Annotated in this window: 23 protein-coding genes; 2 read left to right on the forward strand and 21 right to left on the reverse strand. The window is 59.2% G+C overall.

Features of this window, described 5'->3' with window-relative positions; genetic code table 11:
* Positions 1 to 40 precede the first annotated feature (40 nt).
* Complete coding sequence (mutM, locus tag GJT30_15535) at positions 41 to 853, forward strand: bifunctional DNA-formamidopyrimidine glycosylase/DNA-(apurinic or apyrimidinic site) lyase (protein ID MSM41028.1); 813 nt, start codon at positions 41 to 43, stop codon at positions 851 to 853.
* Positions 854 to 934: 81 nt separating this feature from the next.
* Here the strand turns inward: mutM and GJT30_15540 are convergent, their stop codons facing one another.
* The 18 genes from GJT30_15540 to GJT30_15625 form a co-directional block, all read right to left on the reverse strand.
* The gene (locus tag GJT30_15540) at positions 935 to 1,378 is read right to left on the reverse strand and encodes a 50S ribosomal protein L9 (protein MSM41029.1); all 444 of its coding nucleotides are present in this window, start codon (positions 1,376 to 1,378) and stop codon (positions 935 to 937) included.
* 88 nt (positions 1,379 to 1,466) lie between these two features.
* On the reverse strand, positions 1,467 to 2,411 hold the full coding sequence (locus GJT30_15545; GenBank protein MSM41030.1) for a DUF2232 domain-containing protein: 945 nt from the start codon (positions 2,409 to 2,411) through the stop codon (positions 1,467 to 1,469).
* Between the two features lie 12 nt (positions 2,412 to 2,423).
* A complete protein-coding gene (rpsR, locus tag GJT30_15550) occupies positions 2,424 to 2,702 on the reverse strand; it encodes a 30S ribosomal protein S18 (protein MSM41031.1) in 279 nt (92 codons plus the stop codon).
* Between the two features lie 25 nt (positions 2,703 to 2,727).
* Complete coding sequence (gene rpsF / locus GJT30_15555) at positions 2,728 to 3,093, reverse strand: 30S ribosomal protein S6 (protein MSM41032.1); 366 nt, start codon at positions 3,091 to 3,093, stop codon at positions 2,728 to 2,730.
* A gap of 219 nt (positions 3,094 to 3,312) precedes the next feature.
* Positions 3,313 to 3,690, reverse strand: coding sequence for a PIN domain-containing protein (locus tag GJT30_15560; GenBank protein MSM41033.1), 378 nt, complete (start codon positions 3,688 to 3,690; stop codon positions 3,313 to 3,315).
* On the reverse strand, positions 3,680 to 3,916 hold the full coding sequence (locus tag GJT30_15565; GenBank protein ID MSM41034.1) for a type II toxin-antitoxin system Phd/YefM family antitoxin: 237 nt from the start codon (positions 3,914 to 3,916) through the stop codon (positions 3,680 to 3,682). Before GJT30_15565 ends, GJT30_15560 begins: the two co-directional genes overlap by 11 nt.
* Before the next feature lie 354 nt (positions 3,917 to 4,270).
* Entirely contained in the window at positions 4,271 to 4,624 is a 354-nt protein-coding gene (locus GJT30_15570) for a hypothetical protein (GenBank protein MSM41035.1), read from the reverse strand.
* 8 nt (positions 4,625 to 4,632) lie between these two features.
* Positions 4,633 to 8,829, reverse strand: coding sequence for a hypothetical protein (locus GJT30_15575; protein ID MSM41036.1), 4,197 nt, complete (start codon positions 8,827 to 8,829; stop codon positions 4,633 to 4,635).
* Positions 8,789 to 9,193 (reverse strand): hypothetical protein, encoded by a 405-nt coding sequence (locus GJT30_15580; GenBank protein ID MSM41037.1) that lies wholly within the window; start codon positions 9,191 to 9,193, stop codon positions 8,789 to 8,791. Before GJT30_15580 ends, GJT30_15575 begins: the two co-directional genes overlap by 41 nt.
* Before the next feature lie 332 nt (positions 9,194 to 9,525).
* A complete protein-coding gene (locus tag GJT30_15585) occupies positions 9,526 to 10,101 on the reverse strand; it encodes a flavodoxin family protein (GenBank protein MSM41038.1) in 576 nt (191 codons plus the stop codon).
* A gap of 4 nt (positions 10,102 to 10,105) precedes the next feature.
* Positions 10,106 to 10,609 (reverse strand): chemotaxis protein CheX, encoded by a 504-nt coding sequence (locus tag GJT30_15590; GenBank protein ID MSM41039.1) that lies wholly within the window; start codon positions 10,607 to 10,609, stop codon positions 10,106 to 10,108.
* A gap of 108 nt (positions 10,610 to 10,717) precedes the next feature.
* Positions 10,718 to 11,947, reverse strand: a complete 1,230-nt coding sequence (locus tag GJT30_15595) for an EAL domain-containing protein (GenBank protein MSM41040.1) — start codon at positions 11,945 to 11,947, stop codon at positions 10,718 to 10,720.
* A gap of 45 nt (positions 11,948 to 11,992) precedes the next feature.
* The gene (locus GJT30_15600; protein MSM41041.1) at positions 11,993 to 13,297 is read right to left on the reverse strand and encodes a TRAP transporter large permease subunit; all 1,305 of its coding nucleotides are present in this window, start codon (positions 13,295 to 13,297) and stop codon (positions 11,993 to 11,995) included.
* Between the two features lie 46 nt (positions 13,298 to 13,343).
* Positions 13,344 to 13,826: a TRAP transporter small permease subunit gene (locus GJT30_15605; protein ID MSM41042.1), complete on the reverse strand. Its 483-nt coding sequence runs from the start codon at positions 13,824 to 13,826 to the stop codon at positions 13,344 to 13,346.
* A 19-nt stretch (positions 13,827 to 13,845) separates the two neighbouring features.
* Entirely contained in the window at positions 13,846 to 14,886 is a 1,041-nt protein-coding gene (locus tag GJT30_15610) for a C4-dicarboxylate ABC transporter substrate-binding protein (protein ID MSM41043.1), read from the reverse strand.
* A 237-nt stretch (positions 14,887 to 15,123) separates the two neighbouring features.
* Positions 15,124 to 16,419 carry an AMP-binding protein gene (locus GJT30_15615; GenBank protein ID MSM41044.1) on the reverse strand — a complete coding sequence of 432 codons (1,296 nt, stop codon included), beginning with the start codon at positions 16,417 to 16,419 and terminating at the stop codon, positions 15,124 to 15,126.
* A 118-nt stretch (positions 16,420 to 16,537) separates the two neighbouring features.
* Positions 16,538 to 17,107 (reverse strand): indolepyruvate oxidoreductase subunit beta, encoded by a 570-nt coding sequence (locus GJT30_15620; protein ID MSM41045.1) that lies wholly within the window; start codon positions 17,105 to 17,107, stop codon positions 16,538 to 16,540.
* A complete protein-coding gene (locus GJT30_15625; GenBank protein ID MSM41046.1) occupies positions 17,104 to 18,894 on the reverse strand; it encodes an indolepyruvate oxidoreductase in 1,791 nt (596 codons plus the stop codon). Before GJT30_15625 ends, GJT30_15620 begins: the two co-directional genes overlap by 4 nt.
* Positions 18,895 to 19,277: 383 nt before the next feature.
* On the opposite strand from GJT30_15625, the gene GJT30_15630 reads away from it, so the two are divergent.
* Positions 19,278 to 19,733, forward strand: coding sequence for a hypothetical protein (locus GJT30_15630; GenBank protein MSM41047.1), 456 nt, complete (start codon positions 19,278 to 19,280; stop codon positions 19,731 to 19,733).
* Between the two features lie 6 nt (positions 19,734 to 19,739).
* Here the strand turns inward: GJT30_15630 and GJT30_15635 are convergent, their stop codons facing one another.
* The 3 genes from GJT30_15635 to GJT30_15645 are packed head-to-tail and all read right to left on the reverse strand — an operon-like array spanning position 19,740 to position 22,402.
* The gene (locus GJT30_15635) at positions 19,740 to 20,600 is read right to left on the reverse strand and encodes a hypothetical protein (GenBank protein ID MSM41048.1); all 861 of its coding nucleotides are present in this window, start codon (positions 20,598 to 20,600) and stop codon (positions 19,740 to 19,742) included.
* Positions 20,597 to 21,748 carry a glycosyltransferase gene (locus GJT30_15640; GenBank protein MSM41049.1) on the reverse strand — a complete coding sequence of 384 codons (1,152 nt, stop codon included), beginning with the start codon at positions 21,746 to 21,748 and terminating at the stop codon, positions 20,597 to 20,599. The genes GJT30_15635 and GJT30_15640 overlap by 4 nt, the downstream gene beginning before the upstream one ends.
* 57 nt (positions 21,749 to 21,805) lie before the next feature.
* The gene (locus GJT30_15645) at positions 21,806 to 22,402 is read right to left on the reverse strand and encodes a methyltransferase domain-containing protein (protein ID MSM41050.1); all 597 of its coding nucleotides are present in this window, start codon (positions 22,400 to 22,402) and stop codon (positions 21,806 to 21,808) included.
* Positions 22,403 to 22,494 lie beyond the last annotated feature (92 nt).

Consider the following 22,494-nt stretch of genomic DNA (forward strand, 5'->3'; position numbering starts at 1 on the left):
TGATACACCGTGAGCGCCAAAGCGCAATTGGAGCGAACCGATGCCCGAACTCCCCGAAGTCGAAACGACCCGCCTCGCCATCATGCCCCATATTGTGGGGAAAAAGATCCTGCTGGTCGTCGTCAGGACCTCGCGCCTGCGGCAGCCGATCCCCGACCTGGCACGCCTGCTGCCGGGCCGGACCGTGCAGGGCGTGGAGCGGCGCGGCAAATACCTGCTGATCGCCTGCGACCGGGGGTGGCTGATCATCCACTTGGGGATGTCGGGCAACCTCCGGGTCGTCCCGGCCGGCTCCATGCCGGGCAGGCACGATCATCTCGATATCCTGCTTGAACAAGATACGCTCCTGCGCTTCAACGACCCGCGCCGCTTCGGCCTCGTGCTCTGGACCGGGGAAGACCCGCTGCAACACCCACTCCTCGCCGCCATCGGGCCTGAGCCGCTCGGCAACGCGTTTTCCGGCGACTACCTGATCCGCGTCAGCAGGGGGAGGAAGACCGCCATCAAGCAGTTGATCATGGAGAGCGGGATCGTGGCCGGTGTGGGGAACATCTATGCCAGCGAGGCCCTGTTTCGGGCAGCCATCCACCCTGCCCTGCCGGCGGGGGAGCTCGACACGGAGCGCGCGGCACAGCTGGTGGCGGCCATCAGGGAGGTGCTGCAGGATTCCATCGAGCAGGGGGAGACGACCATCCGTGATTTCAGGGCGGGCGAGGAGACGAGCGGCTACCATGCCGTGCGGCTGGCGGTCTACGGCAGGGAGGGAGAGCCGTGCCCCCGCTGCGGCGCACGGATCGGCCGGATGCGGCTGGGGGGGAGATCGACCTATTTCTGTGCCGACTGCCAGCGCTGAACGGGTAACCGGATGGAGGCGGACGAAAAAAGGGCGGCCAGGTTACCCTGACCGCCCTTTTCATGGTCTGCAGCCGATCTTCTACTCTGACTTGGTCACGCTCACCTTGAGGGTGGCGGTCACATCGGGGTGGATCTTGACGGCAGCGGTCGACTCGCCGAGATGCTTGATCGGCTCGGCAACGATCTTCTTCCGATCGATCTCGATCCCCTGCTCCTTCAGCTTTTCGGCCAGTTCCATGTTGGTCACGGAGCCGAACAGCTTCCCCTCTTCCCCAGCCTGATGGCTGATGACGAGAGTAATGGCCTCGATCTTGGCGGCAAGACCCTTGGCCTGCTCCAGGACCTTGTTCTTCTTGTACTCCAGCTGGCGCTTGGCGTGCTCAAGGGCCTTGGCGTTGCGCACGGTCGCCTCGACGGCCAGGCCGCGGGGAAGGAGGTAGTTCCGGGCATAGCCGGGGGCTACCTTGACGATGTCGCCGATGTGCCCCAGGGTATCGATGTTTTCCTGCAGAATCACTTTCATGGTCTTCCTCCTAGCCTGTATGCACAGGTTTGTTGCGGCGCACGGAAGATGCGCCGGTTTCCCTCTCCGCGACCTGCGGGCAGGGGGGTTACGGTTCCTTTGTCACATTCCTGGGGGCACGGAAATTCCCCCAGAGGTCGAACAGCCCCAGGGCCGCCACCACCACCGCCAGGTAGGGCTGCAGCGCCAGGAAAAAGTAGAGCAGGTAGCGTCCCAGCGCCGGGACGCTGAAACGGTCGAAAAAGTGGGCAATCACCGCCATCCCCTGGATGAAATAGGCAAACAGCCCCACCAGCAGGAGATTGAGCGCTCCCCGTGCCACGATGTCGTTATCGATCAGCAGGGAGAAGCCGGCAACAATGACGATCCAGACCAGCTGTTCCGGGTTGCGGAACTGGCGGAAATCGTCGATGGCGACCGGCAGCTGCCAGCGCCGGCTGAATCCGTTCAGCGCCAGCACGTTGAGCATGACGATGAAGAGCTGGCTGATCACCACCAGCGCCGGATAGGCACGGCCCAGGAACACGCCACCCTGCTGCATGGCCTGCTGGATGGCCTCCAGGTCTTCACCCTTGAGCCCGCTCTTGGCATAGATCGCGGCGGTCTGGCTGATACTGGCATTGAGCCACTTCACGACCTGGGCATCCAGGTTGACGCCACGGATGGCGGCAAAGCCGATACCCAGGGCGAGCATGGTCGCCAGGCTGCCGGAGGCCGTATAGACGATGGCCCTGGAGGTGGTCCGTCCGGTCAGGAAAATCGGCAGGAGCAGGGAAACGGTTGCGCACTGCACCAGGTAGAGGGCCGTGACCGACAGATCCCCCACCAGCGTCAGGGTAACCGAGGTCACCAGGACGATGGCGGCACCGACGACCCTCCCACCCCGCAGGGTGATGAGGATGCCGGGAAGGGGTGCAAACATGCCGCCGATCACTCCGAACAGCGGCACGGTTGCATAGGCCAGAAAAAGGGCAATCGTTGCGACGCTTCCCTTGAGGATATCCAACAGGACTCCCGAACCGGGAAAAGTCATTGGGCATCCACCCTAGGGCATGACGTGCGTGCCGGCCAGCGGCAGCAGGGCGAGGTTGCGTGCCCGCTTCACTGCCTCGGTGATCTCGCGCTGATGCTTGGAGCAGTTACCGGAGATCCGGCGCGGGATGATCTTGCCCCGTTCGGTGATGAAGTAGCGGAGGGTGCGGGGGTCCTTGTAATCGATGGTGATCTGCTTGTCTGCGCAGAACCGGCATACCTTGCGACGCTGAAACGGCCGCTTCTTGCGCGGGCCGGAACTTCTCTGTTGTGGTGCTCTCTCTTCGCTCATCTATCTCAATCCTCCCGTTCGTTGATTATTCGGCTGCTGCCGGCTCTTCGGCAGCTGCTGCCTCGGGGGCTGCCGGCTGGGCTGCAGCCGGGGCCACGGTTTCCTTCTCCAGCTTGACGGTCTGGTAACGGATCACCTTGTCGTCAAGACGGAGACGGCGCTCCAGTTCGGCGATCATTGCGGCATCGCCGTCGGTGCGGAGATAGAAGTAGCGGCCGCGGTTGAACTTGTCGATGGGGTAGGCCAGTTTCCTGAGCCCCCAGTCGTCAAGCTTCCTCAGGTCACCCTTCATGGTGGCTACAACGTCCTGAACCTTGGTAGTGAGCCCTTTGAGCTCATCATCTACCAGTTCAGGCTGGACGATGAAAATCGTCTCGTACATCCTAATCATACTGCCTCCTCACGGTTTGGTCAGCCCCGGTCCCACCCGGAGCAAGGAGTGTGGCGGCCCCATGCCGCCGTCGAAAGTGGTAATAAGTAGCACAGAGCAGAAGGATATTCAAGAACTTTTTGGCGGAGCAGGCGAACACCACCACGAAAAACGGGGCAGGAGCCGCGCTTTTTTGCGCGCCGCCCCTGCCCCGCATCTTCGCCTGAATAAAAACAGGAGCTAGGGCCTGAACACCTTCAATTCCAACTCCTTGACTGCCTTGAAATGCTTGGCATTGCCGGTCGCCAGCGGCATGGAATTTTCCGAAGCGGTGGCGGCAATGATGGCATCGCCCGCCCTCATGCCGGACGACAGGCCATATTCCTCGATGTAAACCAGCGCCCTGTGGCCTATGTTCTCCGTCAGCGGCAGTACGGAAAAACGGAAATCCGAGATAAAGCGTTTCACCAGGCGTTGCTGCTGTTTGTCCTTAGCGCACTGAAGCAGCTCCATATAGGTCTGGACGGAGAGAAACCGGTCCTTTGCTCCGTCGATCAATGCGGCTGCCCTGGTATTGCCTCGCTGAACCCAGATGAAGATGTCGGTATCAAAGATCATGACGGCCGCCGCGCAGACGCGCCATAACGTCTTCCACCGGCTCGGTGTCCCTGGCGTACATGTTGAAGAACTCGTGATCGCAAACCTTGCCTGCGGTGGAATCATCCAACGGAATGATGGTCCCCTTCGGCTTGCCGTGGTAAAGAATGGTGATCTGCTCCCGGTTGTCCAGGGCGGCCAGAATATCACTTGTCCTGTAACGCAGATCGAGAATAGAAGCGTTCATGGATGCCTCCCAAATGTCTATTTTACTATAGACATTTTATAGTGCGGATATCGGGCTGTCAACTAGGGAAACGGCATACCATTCAGGTAGCCGGTCAGCATAACCTTTTCCCCTCCGACAGATGTTCCGGGGACAGGGGATGTGATATCCACGCCACTTCTCGCGAAAGCAGATAGGTATTAATGAGGTAAAAATCAAGCAAATGTAAATATATAAAGGGCGTCCCTCTATCCCCCCCAAGCTGTTATAATATTTCAGGGACAACTACTTATCGTAAGGAGAGTGAGAAAGAAAATGGTAATACGGTGGACAAGACGACCGTTACGGCAGTTGTGCATGACCTGCTCAAATCTTTTAATGAGATACAGTTTTACTTATTCTCTCACCAACCATACCAGTCAAGATTCCAATAGGAATAAGAGGCAGGAGAGGAATTAAAATATCTTTGTCCAATATACCTGCAATTGGTATTGAACCATGCCTTCCAATAATTAACAAAACTGCAATCAAGATGACCATAAACTCAACACTTATAGTTAATCCGTGAATAGCACCACTTTTAAAAAATATTCCTATGAATAAGCACGCTAGTCCTACTAATACATAATCTAGACCAGGACGTGGGATGTGCATCTGTAATAACATTCCTAACACAATTATAATTGCCACAGTAAAAATATCAACTGATATATATTTCAATGTATTCATAATAGACTCTACCAGTTGGGATAATTTGTATTTGGATTTCCACGACCAGGCGGTGAAGGGTATCTATCGGTGCCAGGCGGTGGTTTCAACGGCTCTCTATCTTTAGACGGCTTAATATTCTGCACACATGAACTAAACTCATTATAACAGTCTTTAATTTTTCCTTCTAACCCTGGATCTTGCGGGTCAATATCTGACATACAACAATCTAGATCTGCTTTACAACAGTATTTTTTTGCACCTTCTGAGTAATTACACGCCCAGTCAGTTAATTTCTTGCATCCAGGCTTTTTACCACACCAAGAATATCTATCTGTTAATCCAGATGGATCGGTTCTATTGATTGGATTATTTGACGTGTATACATAGACGTTGATGCCTCCATTGAAGCCAATTGGGTCTTTTTGGATAAACCTCCCCTCCATCGGATCGTAGTACCTTGCGCGGTAGTAGTAGAGCCTAGTCTCCTTATCCCACTCCCTGGCGGTATAAGTGAAAGGCTGCTCGATACGGTTTTTCTGAGATTGCATATTCCCGAACGAATCATACTCATACGTCTGGATAACCCTGCCCGCTGAATCGGACAGGGCAAAGACGCTCCCCACCCCATCGGCGTGGTAATAATAGATTTTCCCATCCCGTTCCATCGCCAGTGGTTGGTCGATATTTGGGCCATGGACGTATTTCGTGGGCTCAGTTATTCGATTGCGCCCGTCGCCCGTGGTTTCGGTTTCGAGGATGATCGCCTGTCCGTCGTAGACGTAGGTGTGGATTACCTCATCATTACTCCGGCAATTTTCGCCCTCACGAATCCGTTTTTCAATCCTTCTGCCAAAGGGATCGTATTTGAAGGTGACAATTGTCGCTTCGTGCCCGTGCTTCTTCTCCGCCTTGATCAACCGGTTTTCAAAGTCGAAGCTATACGACCATTTTCCGTTGCCATAACGATTGCCATCATGGTCGTGCTGCTCGCCTTTGTTGTGCCCTTCTTGATGCAGCCGGGCTTTTTCAATCCGGTTGCCGTTTTTGTCGTAGCCAAATTGCAGATACCGCGTCGTGAGCAGTTCATTGCCCGGCCCGTAGGCGTAAGTCTCTTGGTCGTGTGGACCGGTTAAACGGTTACCAACCGGGTCGTAGCTGTAGTTTTCTGCTTTGTGCCCCTGCAGACCACCTCTACCGTGCGGCTTTGTCGGCAAGGCGCTCAACAACCGGTAGACCGGATCATAGCCATAGTTGAACGTTATATCCGGCTCTGCTTTTGTCAAGCGATTACCCACCTTGTCATGGGTATAGCTGAAGCTGTTGATGACCTTGCCGGTGGAGGTTTTGTGGATCAGGCTGGTGAGGTTGCTTTTAGCGTCATAGGTGTAGCTCGCTGTTGTGCCATTGGGATAGGTAAGTTTTGTCCGCCTGCCGAGCTTGTCGTAGCTGTAGCTGTATTGCCGTCCCCCGCCGTTGGTGATGCTTGCCAGTCTGCCGGTGTCATCATAGACATAGCTGACTACCGAGCCTTCGGGATAAATGGTCTTGGTCTTTCTGCCAGCGGTGTCGTAGGAATACTGAAGGGCTTTGCCGTTCGAATCGGCACTGCTCTGCATCCTGCCGGCCGCATCATAGCTGAATACATAGGAGATGTCCTTATTGGCAGCAGAGAGAACATTCCCCCTGGCATCATAAGTATAGGTCTCCTCGCTTCCGTCGGGATATGTCTTTTTCAGCAGCCTGTCATTGGCGTCGTAGCTGAGACTGATCGTGTTGCCGTTGGCATCGGTCTTGGCTGTCAGGTTCCCTTTTAGGTCGTAGGAGTAGCTGGTCGCGTTGCCCAAGGGATCGGTTTCCGTGACGAGCCTCCCGAGTTGATCATAGGTGTAGCGAGTGACATTGCTGTTGGCATCCGTGACACTCGTAAGTTTGTCGGTACTGCCACCGCAGGATGGACAGGCGCTGCCTCCATAAGCATAGATGGTGACATTACCCATTGTGTCGACGATCTTGATGAGTTGGTTCTGGCTGTTGTACTCGTACTTGGTGACGTTGCCGTTGGCGTCGGTGCCGGAGAGTTTGTTGCCGTTGGCGTCGTAACTGATCATCCAGCTGTTGCCATTGGGATCTATTGTCTTGATCAGACTGTTCCTGGCATTGTAGACGAATCGCGTTACCGCTCCTTCAGGATCGGCGATGGAAGCGACATTGCCCGCGTTGTCATAGTCGTAGCGGGTAATTGCACCACCGTTATCCGTAACGGCAACCAGATTGCCATTCAAGTCATATGTGTAGCCGGTTATCACCCCTGAGGAATCAGTGATCTTGATAATGTTTCCCTTGGCATCGTATTCGTATTTCGTCGTCGCACCGCCAGGATCAGCCAGAGCAATCATGTTTCCTTTGTCATCATAGGTGTATGTAGTGACTCCCCCCAACGGGTCCGTAATGCCGGTTACCTGACCAAAATTGTTGTATGTGTACCGAGTTGTCTGATTGAGGGCATCGGTACTCGTGAGCATATTTCCCCTGGCATCATAAGTTGCTGTGGTGGTCGAGCTGTCCGGGTAGGCAGTGGATGTCCGGTTCCCGGCGACATCGTAAGTGTAGTTCGTCACGCCCCCCTGCGGATCGGTCTTGCTGCTGAGGGTGCCTTTCAGAGTATCGTAGGTGTACATCCAGACTCCGCCATCCTTTTCAGTGAATGTGCTTGATCTCACCGCATCGGTTGTCAGGGGATAGGCGATGTCCCTGGTTCTCCCCTCGGAATCAACGGACGAGATCACCCGCTGTCTGTCGTCGTAAGCGTAGCTGGTAACAGTACCCACCGGATCAGTCTTGGTGAGCATGTAGGCGTTGTCGTCATAGGTGTACTGCCAGGTGGCACTATCAGGCAGTGTAATGCCGGACAAGGTCGCCCCGACAGTAAAGGAGTAGACATTACCGGCTTGATCGGTAACCGAAACCAGATGGTGTGCTGAATCGTAGGTGAAGTTGGCGGTTCGACCAAAAGGATCGGTTACAGCTGTGAGGTCGTCACTGCCATAGGTGAAGGTTAAGGTATTGCCATTGCGATCGATGGTGGTGACGAGTTTTCCATCGTCGGAGAAGGCCAATGCCTGGCCGTCCTTTTCAGTCAGGGTAAAAGTGCCATCTCCATTCTTTGCCAACGTCGCATAATTGCCAGCCTGGGGGGCATATGCACCATTTGTCAGCGTGAAATAGTCGTATTTCATGTCCCCCTTGGAGATCAGCACCGAACCGTCGGGATTCTCTTTGAGAGAGATGTCATAGTTGTGGCTCCAACCGCGACCGAGAGTGCCGTCATGGGGATCGAGGCTGTTGTAATAGAGGGTAAGCCCCAAGGGGAGACTGCCACCTTGAGTGCTGAAAAGGTTCTGGGAGTGGTTCAGGTTGCCGCTGGGCATATGAGCAGAAGATCCAAACTGCACATAAAGACCGCACTGGCCGTCAGGGGGAGGGATCACCGCGAAGTTGATGGTTTTGCTGTCACTGCATTGGCCGTCGGCAGTTGTAGCGGTAAGGGTTGCTGAATAAGACCCGGGCAACACAACCGTTCCATCGCCCTTTTTACCATCCCATGTTGCGTTTACGGAATTACCACTGCCGTTAAAGGTCTGATCAAGCACGGAAAGGGTCCAATATATGGCTTGGTCTGAAGTATCATTGATTGTGCTGCTGAAGTTGATAGAACCTCCACTAGAGGGAGTAAATGTTGAACTTGGAGATATCCTGAATGACTCAATACCCAAACTGCATGCATCAAATACTGCTGATATTTTATCCATCTTAAAATTCACATATTCAGCACTTGCAGCAGGGAGCAACGTGAAATAATCTCCACTGCCTTCGTCAATGGTGAACTCACATTTTACTTGTCCCTGCCAAAAATAATAGCCTGCCGAATCCTGACGGCCTGAATAATCAACCGAAATCACCTGCGGAATCGCCTCATTGATAGTAAAATTATTAAATGAAGCATTAGTTTTGGATTTTACTACAAGCTCCCCTTCTATTGTAAGTTTTCCTTTACCGTCTCCCTGCCTATTTAGCTTCAGCATCATAGGACTATTGTAATATGATTGTGTTATAGTATACGTCCCAGGTGTTGTATCAAGAGAGCAATGCGCGCACATAGTTGTTTCGTTATTGGTAAGATCATCAGGAGTAGCCATTGTTAAGATTCCCAATGTTATTGACATGTACGTCGATCTTCATCGCCATACCGGATGCCAGACCGTAATGGGCATACACCCGTGTCGGAATCAGATCGTAAAATGGGGCCAGCACCGGGCCTTCCGGCAGGAGCAGGAGCGATATGTTTTTGGCATGGGCATCGGAGTTGCCGATCAGATAGTTGAAGATCACCCAGTTCAACAGCGACAGCAGATCCTTCCCGGACGTCCTGCTGGTGTGCCGGACCAGGTCGAAACAGGCAGCCAGAGCCGGCCCTCCCTCGGTCTCGTACTTGAACTCGGGGTGAATGCGGAGCGCCTGACAGAAGTCTTCCTGATGCAGCCTCCTGATACCATCTCCGGATGCAACGCGATCGTACCGTTTGACGATGAATACGCGGGAGTCGCCGTGTTAGTGGATGAATGAACGCGGCACATCGAGGCCGATTGCCTGAGCCAGTGCCATGCAGATTTATGTTAAATTACCAGCATAAAGTACATGATCGTATACATTCGTCCATAAACTGATGCACTGGGGGCGAAATATATACGATCACATATTATTTAATAACCGGACAGGGAGCGAGACAACGTAGCGGCGGGTGAACTACCTGAAGAAACAATCCGTGAAAAACACTCTCAAAGAAAAACGGGGCAAAGGTCGCATAATCCGCTTGCGTACCCTGCCCCATTTCATGGACGACCCTCGACGTCGCTTGCGTCTTACGTGCAGATCCGTTTGAGCAACCAGGCCATGTTCTGCCCCAGGACCTGCATGGTCCTGACCCCTTCCTCGTCGGATTCGACCTGGCCGACCTCACGGCCGATGCCGATGTTCCAGTAGCTGGAACCGGGAATGATCATCTGGCCGATGGTGAAGAAGTGGTTGATGGTGTCGAAGGCGTGAATCGCCCCGCCCCGGCGGACGGCGACGACGGCCGCGCCGGCCTTGCGCCGGTAGAGGTCGCCGTTGGCCCGGCCGACCATGCCGCAGCGGTCGATGAGCGCCTTGGTCTCGGACGTGACCCCGGCAAAGTAGGTGGGGGAACCGATGATGATCCCGTCCGCTTCGGCCATCTTGGCGATGTGGCTGTTCATATCGTCGTCGACCAGGGCGCAGCGGCAGTCCTTGGTGGCAAAGCAGCGATAGCAGGCGGTGCAACCCCGAAGCGGCTTGCCGGCCAGTTGGACCAGCTCGGTGGTGATCCCTTCCCCTTCCAGGGCGCTAAAAACATGCCTGATCAGGAGCGAGGTGTTGCCGTCCCTGCGAGCGCTTCCATTGAATGCGACTACCTTCATTGTCTTACCCCATGTAAACCATGACGCGGAATGAAATGGTCCCGTCCAGGGAACGGAACGGGATGGTGACGCCCTTGCACTGCACGTTCATGCTCGGCGCTTCGGCAGCGGGCTCGGGCGGCTCGCTGAGCGGCCTGATCTTGCCGGATACCACCAGCGGCAGCCCCAGGGCAACATGCCCGTACTGCTCGTGATACTTGGACTTGAAGACCCCGGCGATGTTGTTGGTGAGCTCGCCGACGGAGTCGCGGATCGACTCCTCATCCGGCTCGTCCATCATCAGGAGCTCCTTGGCGACCAGCAGCGCGGTCCCCTTCTCGGCGGTAAAGATGATATAGCCGACCCGGTCCCCGGCGATGCCGACGATGCCGACAACGTCCGAGTCCAGAGGCTCCACCTTCTTCTCCACCTTGCCGGCAAAGATCTCCATGTTCAGGTAGCTTTTGAAGGTGTCCTGGGTAGCGGACATGATGGTGAACATGATCTCTTCAAAACTGATCGAACTCACTATCCGGCTCCTCCCCTGCAGAAATGGATTTGTACTGACAGAAACGATACTACCAGATTATTCGGCAACCGCCAGCCAGGCGGGGCAAGCGATCGCCGTCGCCGGCCGTCACTCGATCAGGCGGCTGGACCACTTGATCGCCTCCACCTCGGCGGCCAGCAGCCGTTCGTTGCTGATCCCGAGCTTTTGCACCAGGTCCGAGGCCGAGGAAAAATCGTACTGTTCCAGCCGCTCCACAAGCGCCAGCAGGGTTCCCAGCTCCCCCTTCCGGTCGAGCAGCGCCAGATGGATCTCGTCGGAGAGGTTGAGCCCCTCTGCCAGCTCGGTCATCGGCACCCGGAAGAGGACGTCGAGGAGGGAGAGGACCCCGGCCATGAACGCGGAATCGGCCTGGAGCCCGGGTGTGTTCCCTGCCCTCCCCTGCTCCAGGAGTTCCATCAGCCTGCCGCGCATGGCAGCGATCTCCAGCAGCGGGTTCTGCGATCCCCGTACGTCGCGACTGGCATAGATCGCCAGCTGCAGCCAGCGGAGCAGCTGCTCGCGCCCCAGGACCGTGATGGCATGCCGGACCGAGCTGATCTTCTGGCGCACGCCAACCCCGACGGAATTCACCAACCGCAGGAGGTTATAGGTCAGGTTGGGATGCCGGCGGAAGGTCTCCTCGATATGCGAGATATCGTCATCGGCAAGCACCTGCTTGATCAGCTTGAGGATGATCGCTTCGCCGGGTTCGAGGCTGTTCTTGCGCAGCACCACGGGCCGGGCGAAATAATAGCCCTGGAACAGGTCGAACCCCAGGTCCCGGCAGGTCTGGAACTGCTCTTCGGTCTCCACCTTTTCCGCCACCAGGGTCACTGACCAGCGACTGAAACTCTCCACGACCTGCCTGAGATCGTCTCTCCCCTTATTGAGCACGTCGATCTTGATGACATCCACCAGGGGGTAGAACGATTCCAGCCCCGCATCGAAGCAGTGATCGTCCAGAGCGAGGGTGAACCCCTTGGCCTTGAGTTCCTGGCAGCGCTGGACCACATCCTGGTCGTACAGCGGCACCGATTCGATCAGCTCGATCACCACCTGTTCACGGGGGAGCAGTTCCACGCTCTCGGACATCAACAGGGGAGTGACCATGTTGATGTACCCCTTGTGACGCCCCAGAAGCCCCTGCATGCCGAATTCGGTCAGGGCCTCGTTGATGACGCTGGCGCAGGCCTGGAGATAATCGGTGATGTCGGCATGCTGGTGATCGCCGGCCCGGAACAGGAGCTCGAACCCGACGATCCGCTGCTTCCGGTCGAGGATCGGCTGACGGCCTATGAACAGTTCCCGCTCACCCATATGTATCTCTCTATCGGCAGGGGTATGCCGATCCTTTACGACCGGTCAACGTACCAGGTCGGACAGCACCAGAACGGTCCAGTAGGGGGAAGCCATCAGGATGACGATGGAGATGATATAGGAGGGGAAATAGTAGAGCCCGCTCCTGAAAACCGTACCGAGGGGTATCCCCGACATGCCGGATACCACATAGCAGCAGATGCCGATGGGGGGCATGATGGAACCCATGGTGGTAACGATGGTGATCACCTGGCCGAACCAGATCGGATCATACCCCAACTGCGTGACCAGGGGGTAGAAGATGGGGAGTGACACCAGCAGGAATGCCAGGGCATCCATGATGCAGCCGCCGATGATGTAGCAGATGAGGATCATCCAGAGCACCATCCAGTTGGGGAGCTGCAGGGTGCCGATCCACTCTGCCGTCTCGGCCGGCAGTCGGGTGACGGTGAGAAACTTGGCAAAGATGAGCGCCCCGGCCACGATCATGAAAACCATGCAGGAGATCCGCAGGGTGTCGATGAAGGCGCCCCCCAGCTTCTTCCAGGTCAGCTTGCGCCGCAGGGTGCAGATGACCAGGGCCAGGAAGCAGGAGACCGCCGCAGCCTCGGTGGCGGTGACCACGCCGGTAAAAAGGGCGTACATGATGATGCCGAACAGCACCAGGATGTCGATCGCCTCGGGCAGGGCCTGGAAACGCTCGCGCCAGCCGCTCTTCGGCCCGGCCGGACCCCATTCGGGGTGCAGCCGGCAGATGACGACGACGGTGGCAAGGATCAGGGTCGTCAGCACCGCGCTCGGGATGACGTTGCCGAAGAAGAGCTTGCCGATGGACTGGCCGGTATAGAGCCCGTAGACGACCAGGACGATGCTCGGCGGGATCAATACCCCCAGGGTGGCGCCGGCAGCCACCGACCCGGCGTTCAGGAGCGGATGGTACTTGTATTCCTTCATCGCCGGGATCGCCACGGCGCTCATGGTGGCGGCGGTGGCGGTGTTGGAGCCACTGATGGCGGAAAAGGCGGCCGAGGCCATGATGGTGGTCATGGCCAGCCCTCCCCGATAGTGGCCGAACCACTTGTACGTGGCAAAGTAGAGGCCGTTGTTGTAGCCGGCATAGTGAACAATCTCGCCCACCAGGATGAAGAGCGGGATGACCGTCAGGCCGTAATTGGAAAAACTGGACCAGAGCTCGCTCCCGAGCATGGAACAGGCCGCGTCAAAGGAGGTGGCAGCGGCAAAACCGAAGAATCCCACCAGCATCATGACGAACGCCGCGGGTATCCGGAGGAAAAAGAGCATCAGGAGCATGACGCCAATGCCGGTTAAGCCCATCATCGGACCGGTCACAACAGATATCCTCTCTTTTCGGGCAGTATGGGGCAGAACAGGGCCGTCATTCCTCACCTTCCGCTTTGCGCAGGATGGCCCCGCACATCTGGATGACCAGCACCAGGGTCAGCAGGGCAAAACCCGCGCTAACCCCGTAGACAAAGGGATAGTACTTAAGCTGCAGGGTTTCCGACAACTCGCCGCTCATGCGCAGGTTTTCCCCCCACCGGTAGACCTGCCACGAGGCGATGCCGAAGAGGAGAGCCGCCAGGCCGTCGCTCACAGCGTCGAGGAGCCGCTTGATCAACGGCGGGAACCGGTCGGTCAGGATATCCACCATGATATGGTCCTTTCGCCGCTGGGTGTGGGCAAGGGCGCCGGCCGTCACCAGCGCCCCGAGAAAGGAGACGATCTCGTAGGTCCCGGCAAAGGGGATGTGGAAAAGGCGGAGCGCCACATTGCCGGTGGCGAGCAGCACCAGCAGCAGCAGGGCGCTGCCGCCGACAACCATGAAGAAGCGGGAACAATAGCTGATCAGTCGGTCCATGAAAAACCTTGCGCCGGAACTATTTCTTTTTCTTCGCCGGTTTTGCCAACTTGGCCGGCTTCTCGTACTTCGCCTTCAGCGCCCGCACGTCGGTGACAATCTGCCTGCCGTTCAAACCCTTGGCGTCCACCTTTCGGATGTATTCATCGGTCATGGGGGCCAGAAGCCGGCCGATCTGCTGCTGCTCTGCCGGCGACAGGGCGAACTGCTGCAGCTTGTACTCCCTGGCCGACCAGGCCAGGGCTTCCCTGACGTGCTGGTCCACATACTCGCCGGTCCAGACCGCCTGCTCGCGGGAGAGCCCGTCGATCGCCTTCTTGACGTCAGCCGGAAGCGCATCCCACCGGGACTTGTTCATGACCACGGCAAAAGAGACCACCGGCAGGTTGGCTATGGTGACATTGGGGGTATAGGCGGCGAATTTGAAGTCCTGGAGGATCTCCAGCGACGAGATCATCCCCTTCACCACCCCTTTCTGGATCGCCTCCGGAGTCTCGGACTGGGGCATGGCCACCGGAACGCCGCCCAGACGCTTCAGCACCTCGGCGCTGGTCCCTGCCACCCGCAGCTCGACCCCCTTCAGGTCGGCGAGCTTTCTGACCGGGTTCCTGGTCATGATGTTGGTGGGAGGGCAGGTAAAGAGGGTAATCACCTTGACCTTCTCGAACTCCTTGGGCTGGTACTTCTGCACCAGGTCGAACAGCACCTGGCTGGCGACCGTGGCGCTGGTGAAGCCGTGGTAGAGGTCCACTGCCTCGGATACCGGGAAGCGGCCGGGCTGGTAGCTCATGGCAAAGTTGCCGATGTCGGCGGAGCCCGAAGTGACCCCTTCCAGCATGTTCTTGGCATTCAGCAGGGTGCCGCCGGGGAAGGTCTTCACCTTCACCTTGCCTCCGGTCCGTTTCTCGAGCTCCTTGGCCCAGCGCTCCATCTGGACGCTCGGGAAGGTCGCTGCCGGCGGGAAGTTGGCATAGGTCAGGGTGATGGTCTCGGCAGAGGCCCCCCCGACCAGGGCGGCCAGCAGGGTGACGAGGGCGAGTAACAGGGTGCGTGCTTTCATTTGCAACCTCCTTGCATGATTCATTCATAATCCGTGACAGATGCCGGGTCGACGAAGCGACTGTGCCCGAGAGCCAGCCGCTGTAGGCGAAATCGAGCGTCAACCGGCCTGCCTGTTTGAGCCCGAACGGGTGAGTTGCCGGCCGGTAGCGGAATGAGCCGTACAGCGGCGGTTCGAGCGGCACGCGGAGCGTAGCGGCCCGGCAGTCGTCATGGATTCACGTTCATGGTAACGGCGTCATTCGAATCGCCGATTGTCGAAAATCCTTTTCGTCTTCCGCTCGGACCGGGGCAGGACGCCGTTGTCCAGCAGCTCTACCTGGCAGGTTACCAGCAGGGTGTGCTTGACACCTGAGACGATCTGCTTCACCACCTGTTCGTCGGGAAGGGCCTCGCCGTTTCTGGCACGCTCGATCCGGATCAGCATGTAGTCGCGACCGTCCGCACCATGGTCGAACAGGGCCTGGTATTCGCTGCCGACCCCCTGGACCCTGTTGAGGATCTCGTCCACCTGGCCGGGATAGATATTGACCCCGCGGAAGATGACCACGTCGTCGGAGCGGCCGAGTATCCGGTCATGACGGGGCAGCGTACAGCCGCAGGGGCACTCCCCGGCGATCAGCCGGGTCAGGTCGCGGGAACGGTAGCGGATGAGCGGTGCCCCTTCCTTGCCCAGCGTGGTGTAGACCATCTCCCCCACCTCGCCGGGTGCCGCCGGCTCAAGGGTCTCGGGATCGAGCACCTCCAGGAGGTAGTAATCGGCCCAGTAGTGGATGCCATGGTTCGCGCTGCAGGAGAGTCCGGTGCCGGGGCCGTAGACCTCGGTGAGGCCGGTAATGTCGTAGATCTCCTCCACCCCCAGGAACTCCCGCATGGTATCGAGCATGGCAGAACTGGAACGTTCGGCCCCGAGAATGATCTTCTTCAGGTTGAGTCGATCCTTCAGCCCCTTGCGGTGCACCTCCTCGGCCAAAAGGAGCCCCATGGAGGCGGTGCAGCAGAAGACCGTCGCCTGCAGGTCGATCAGGAAGGTGGTCTGCATCTCCAGGTTGCCCGGCCCCACCGGAACGGCCAGGGCGCCGAAGCGCTCGCAGGCGAGCTGGAAACCGATGCCGGCGGTCCAGAGCCCGTAGCCGACGGCGATCTGGACCCGGTCCTCCCGGCTCAGCCCGGCCAGCTCGTAACAGCGGGCAAACATGTTCTGCCAGTCGTCGATGTCCTTCTGGGTGTAGCAGAGGATCTTCCGCTTGCCGGTGGTCCCGGAGGAAGCGTGAATCCGCACCAGGCTCTCAAAGGGGACGGAGCGGAGCGCAAAGGGGTAGCCGTCGGCAAGGTCCTGGGCAGTGATGAAGGGGAGACGGCGCAGGTCGTCCAGCGAACGGATGTCGTCGGGGACGATCCCGGCGGCGGTCAGCTTGTCGCGATAAAACGGCGAATTTTCAAAGGCGTGCCTGACCGTCCATTGCAATCCCCGCAGCTGGTGAGCCGCAAGGCCCGCAGCATCGGTCGCGGCAGGGGGAAATCGTTTCAGCATGAAGATATGACTCCTTGTAGAACCCACCACGGAGGCACGGAGAAAACCGGGGGTAAAACTTCGGAAGAAGACGTTTCCACAACCGGGGAACAGGGCGGGTTACGCCCCCCTCGCAGGTTCAAGGATTGTGTCGTTCTCCGTGTCTCCGTGTCTCAGTGGTGGATGTTAATCCGGCCCGAAGGGCGGTCAGCGCCCCTTCCAGCAGAGAGGGCCTTGCGGCCAGCTTGCGGCGGATCGTCTCCTCGACCTCCGCTGCCGTGCAGAACAGTCGTCCCGGCTCTGCCAGGGCGCGGCCCAGCACGATCAGGTTCACCGCCTGGGGGTTGCCCAGGGAGAGCGCCGCGGTATCAGCATCCACCGTTGCCACCGGATGCTCGGTCTCCACGATCTGGATCGGCAGGGCATTTGCCGCGATCCATCCGCCGGGCCGCAGGAAATGCCGGTGCAGGGGAACCGTCTCGGACTTGAGCGAGAGGAGGCCGTCAGCCCGGCCCGGCCTGACCAACGGGCTTGTGAACGGACCGATCTTGAGGTGGGAGATGACGATCCCGCCGCGCTGGGCCATGCCGTGGGTCTCCGAGGTCAGGACCGGCAAGCCCTGGGCAATGGCCGTCTCGGCCAGAAGGCGGGTGACGAACAGGATACCCTGACCGCCAACGCCGCTGATGATCAGTTGCTGGCTCTTCACGCCCCCTCCCCCCCCTTGATGGAGCGCGACGGGCAGACGTCGATACAAACCGCGCAGCCGTTGCAGACCATCTGGTCCACGGTCACCTTGCCGCTCGCTTCGTCAAAGACGAGCGCCGGGCACTCGAACTGGCTCGTGCAGACCTTGCAGCCGGTGCAGGTGTCGTCGACGCGTGCCTGCGGCCGTCTGGCCGGGAGCCGGTTCCGGTCGACCAGGCAGGGGCTCTTGGCGATGACCACCGCCACGCTGTCGCTGCGGGCGAACGCCACCGCCTCCTTGACCAGCCGGGTAAAGCCGGGGAGGTCGAGGGGATCGCCGGTCCTGCAGAAACGAACCCCGCACCCCTCCACCACTGCCGCGATATCCACCGGCCGGCCGGCTTCGGTGCCGTGGGCCGGCGTCGGCTGGTTGCCGGTCATGGCGGTGGTGGCATTATCGAGGATCACCAGGACAAAGCGGCTCCCCTGCACCACGGCGTCGATCAGCGGCGGGATGCAGGCATGGAAAAAGGTGGAATCCCCTACGGTGGCAACGATGTCCTGCTCCATGCCGGAGATCCGGTAGGCATGATAGAACCCGGCCGCCTGTCCAAGGGCGGCCCCCATGCAGAGCACGGTATCGACCCCGCCCAGGTTGAGCCCGAGGGTATAGCAGCCGATGTCCGACGGATAGATCCCCTTGGGAGCTGCCCGCTTGATGGCATAGAAACTGGCGCGATGGGGGCAACCGGGACAGAGGGTGGGCCGGCGTCCGCCACCGGTCGGGGCCTGGGGCTGGGGCGGCAGCTGCACGCCGGAGCAGTCGGCAATGATCCGCTCCACCACGTCGGGGAGCAGTTCGCCGGCAGCCGGAACGGTGCCGCTCTCCTTCCCCAGCACCTTGTAGCGGTCCCGCAGTTGCAGCTCGATGACGCCGACGGTCTCTTCGAGACAGAGGATCTCGTCATAGGCGGCCAGCACCTGGTAGATGAAGGTGGTATGCAGCGGAAAGGGCTGGAGGACCTGGTAGAGCGGCAGGTCGTCCCACAGGTCGAGCGACTTGAGGATCTCCTCGGCATGGGCAGCGGCAACGCCGGATGCGACAATCGCCGTGCGGCCGACTGCCTGCGGGTTCAGGCGGCGCGGTGCCGTCGGCTCCCACGCCGCAATCCGGGCCAGCTTGTCGTTCAGTTCCAGGTGGAGTTTATAGCGAAATACCGGGGTGGCGGCCCAACGGGCAGGGTCCTTGCGGAAGTCGGCCGTGCGGCCCAACTGTTCCACCGGCCCGAGGGAGATGTCCTGGCAGGCATGGCAGACCCTGGTGGTGGGGCGGATCATGACCGGCAGGCGGAAGGCCTCGGAGAGCTCGAAGGCGACGGCGGTCAGCTCCTTCGCCTCCAGGGGGGAGGCGGGATCGAGGACCGGGATCTTGGCCATCATGGCCATCAGCCGCGAATCCTGTTCCGTCTGTGAGGAATGGGGGCCGGGATCGTCGGCCGAGACCACCACGAAGCCGCCGACCGTGCCGAGATAGGCGGCGCTCATGAGGGGATCGGCAGCCACGTTGAGCCCCACCTGCTTCATGGCGGTGGCAGCACGCAGGCCGCTCTGGCTGGCGGCATAGGCAATTTCGAAGGCGACCTTTTCGTTGACCGCCCATTCGACATGCATGACCGCGCCTGTGGCCTTCTGCCAGGTCTGCACCGCCGTCAGGATTTCCGATGCCGGTGTGCCGGGATAGGAAGCCGCAACAGCGCAGCCATGCTCCACCAGACCGCGGGCCAGGGCCTCGTTACCCTGCATCAGCATCTTGGCGGTCTTGTCCACGCCTCCTCCGCTCATAAAACGACTCGGGTTTGTCCGTATTGCCTGAAGAAGCACGTATATTGCGGAGCAGAAGGCCGTTTTGTCAACAAAAAAGGAACCGCCCAGCCGTCCGTTCCTCTGCCCTGCCGAGCCATGCAACCGTGCTGCCCTGCCCCAACATTGGTGTCAAATAATCCGAATATCTGTCGGATTGCCTTACATAATTTTGACGGCAACGAGCCGAACTTCCGTGGAAAAGCCGGCCGACTCAACGACAACCGTATCATTTCCCCGTAAATAACCAGCAAGTACAGATAAAACCGGGAGAATCAACACGGGCAGCCAGAATAACGGCATCAAAATTGCTGCACGAAATAGAGCAACGAATGCTTCGCCTCTTTGTTGCTGTGGGTTTGTTGGCCGATGCTCTGCACCGACACGAGGGGAGAACTTCAATGGGTGAAACGAGAAGATTTACCAGGATACCGTTCCAACGGGAGGTGCTGATCAGCGCCAAGGGGCAATGGTATCGCGGGATGTCGGAAAATCTTTCACTCTATGGTATCTACGTGAAGGCTTCTCCAAAGTTCGAGCCCGACACCGTCGTGGAGCTCACCATTCCCCTCAGCCAGGACGTGGCTCCGGACAATGAGGAATACATCGACGTCTGCGGCGTTATCGTCAGGCAGGATGAGACCGGCATCGGTTGCGAATTCCAGCAGGTGGACGTGGACGCCTTTCTCCACCTGAAGAACATCATCAGCGCCCAGTGCGAAAACAAGAACCGGGTCATGGACGAGTTTTACAACTACCTCTCCCGCAAAGAACTGCAGCTGAGCTGACCCCCCCTACCGCATCACGTAATCCGCATCTTCCTTGTGCAGGGATTCTGCCGTTGCCTCGCTCAGTTGCGGGATCACGATCCGCATCTCGACTCGCGCCAATTCGGCGAATTCTTCCGGCACCCCCCACCGCAAGGCATGTCCCACCCCGGTCACCACGATCATCTGCCGTGCCGGCTCCTTCATGAGATAGGCATTGAGCCGGTCTGCCATCACCTTGTTACGCAGAAGCTGGGCCTCGCAGAAATACCGGAGCATCGCATCGTCGGCGCTGTGCCAGACAAAGCTGCGCCGCACGAAGTCCATGTAGGGCTTGTCCACCCGGCAGGTAACGTCAGGCGGCAGGTTGCGCAGCTCTTCCGGGGTAAGCGAGCCGAATCCCTGGCGATAGACCTTCTGCATGATCTCGCGGGGCGCATTGAGCGCCACCAGGGGAATCCGGTTGTTGCGGGCATAGAGCAGGATCTCGTTGTACGCCTCCCAGGGGATGGTCCAATTGTCGCGATAGACCGCCATGAACTCCAAGAGGTCCATGCTACCGGCGACCCAGCGGTCCAGGGCCGGCTGGCTTTCGGCGCGGAACATCTCCAGGCCGATGGCCAGCCTGCTCCCCGAGGCCTGCAGCGCCTTGATCATCTCCAGCTGCAGGCGGTGGTGCTCCTGGTTGTCGTGAAGCTCGCCGACAAAGATCAGGCGGGCTCTGCGTACATCCCCCATCATCTCGGCAAAACCGACCCGTCGGCCGCTCCGCATCTCTTCAAAGGGGGGCTGGAAGCTTCTCGCCGGCGGCGTCGCACACCCTGCCAGCAGCGACGTTACCAGCAGGATTGCCCACCACCATCCCGTCAAGCGCATTTTTACGGTCATGCAATCTCCTCCATCCGCCCCCCCTGGTGCACCAGATAGCGATGCCCCCGCCAGGTCACGCGGTTGCCGGCAAACGCCAGTGCCCAGGTGGCAAAGGCCAGGCAGTCGCGCGGCAGCAGAAGCCAGAGATACCGGGGCAACAGGCTGTCCCGCACATAGCGTTGGCTGAACAGCGAAACAATAACGGCGCGCACTCCGTAGAGAAGGCCTGCCGCGCCCCATCCCCAAGCGGCTGACCCGGCCAGCAGACCTGCCCCCACGGCTGCCAGGGCAGCGGGAAAGGGCTGGGTGATGCCGGAGGCGAAATAGCCACCCGGCCGCGAAACCCGCATGGTGCGGCACCACCTGAGCTGCCGGGAGAGGACCGTACTCAGCCGCTCCCGGTGCATGACGCTCTCGACGAAACAATCCGAGAGCTCCAGCCGGTAGCCGGCGCCATGGACCTTGTTCCCTAGCTGGTAGTCGTCGGCCAGGTAGTCCACCAGGGCGGCAAAGCCGCCGATCCGTTCCAGCGCCTCCCGCCTGACCGCCATGGATGCGCCCAGGGCAAAGGAGAGCCCTTCCAGTTGCATGGCCACCATGACATTGGGGATCATCTCCGCCGTGAAGCCGAGCGCCTCCAGGGCTGGTGCAGCTCCATGGACCCCGGTGGTGCGATAGAGCGAGGTGACCAGGCCGACCTGCGGGTCGCCGAACAGGGCGCAGACCTCCTGCAGATAGCGCGGCCCCACCCGGATGTCGCTGTCGCAGACGATGATCAGGTCGTAGCGGGCATGCGGGTAGGCGTTCATCAGGTTGCAGACCTTGTAGTTGGGGCCGTAGATCCGGTCGTCCACCACCAGGTCGATGTCGACGGCGGGGAATTCAGCCATCAGCCGCCGGATGACCGGCAGAGCCGGGTCATCGGCCGCGGCAACGGCAAAGACGATCTGGAAGGCGGGATATTCCTGACGGCAGAAGGAGGCGAAGTTCTCGAAGCTGTCGGCATCCATCCCCTTGACCGGCTTGAGGATGGTAACCGGCGGCAGTTCCCCGGCAACCGGCCTGGGCCTGGAGAAATAGCGCCCCGCGCACCAGAGGGAGATGAAGGCATAGGCCAGGGGAGGGAGCACGAACAGGAATGGCAGCAGCTTGGAGACAAGGGTCATGGGATGGGATTCTGCCGACAAAGGGGACCGGGTGTCAAGGGGCAAAACATGCCGGCCTCACGTAGACCGGGGCCTCGTTCTTTTTTCCGCCAGCAGCAGATAGGGGGCCGTGTCCGGACGGTTGAGCTGGCGATGCAGCCAGACATTGAAGAGGTGCGGCATGAGCTCCGCCCCCCATCCCTCCACCGCGGCGCATTCCTCTGCTCCGCCCGGATGCCCCGGATAGAGGGCTACCAGGATCACCCCTCCCGGAGCGACCAGCTGGCAGGCCGCTTCCAGGGCGGCCACGGTGGTTACGGGCCGGGTGACGCACGCCTTGTCACCGCCCGGCAGATATCCCAGGTTAAAGACCACGGCCTTGAGCGGCTCGGCAACAACATCGGCCATCCGCTCGTGCCCCATGGCAAAGAGTTTCACCTGCTGCCGGCAGCCCGCCTCGTCGAGCAGCTCTGCAGTGGCGTGCAGCGCCTCCTCCTGGATGTCGAAGGCCCAGACCCTCCCTTGCTCCCCCACCAGGCGGGCCAGCAGCAGGGTATCGTTGCCGTTGCCGCAGGTAGCGTCCACCACCCGGTCTCCCGGCCTGACCCGTTCGAGAAGGTACGAGTGGGCCAGGGCAACCGCACCGCGCAGGTCCGCATGGGATTCGAGGCTCATCGATCCGCTCCGTTCTTCAGGTTGGCGAAAAACTCAGGTTGTTCAAAAACAGTCAGATCGTCGCACCCGCAGAAAGCCCCGCACAAGGCGGC

The organism is Geobacter sp., assembly GCA_009684525.1.
Classification (GTDB): domain Bacteria; phylum Desulfobacterota; class Desulfuromonadia; order Geobacterales; family DSM-12255; genus Geoanaerobacter.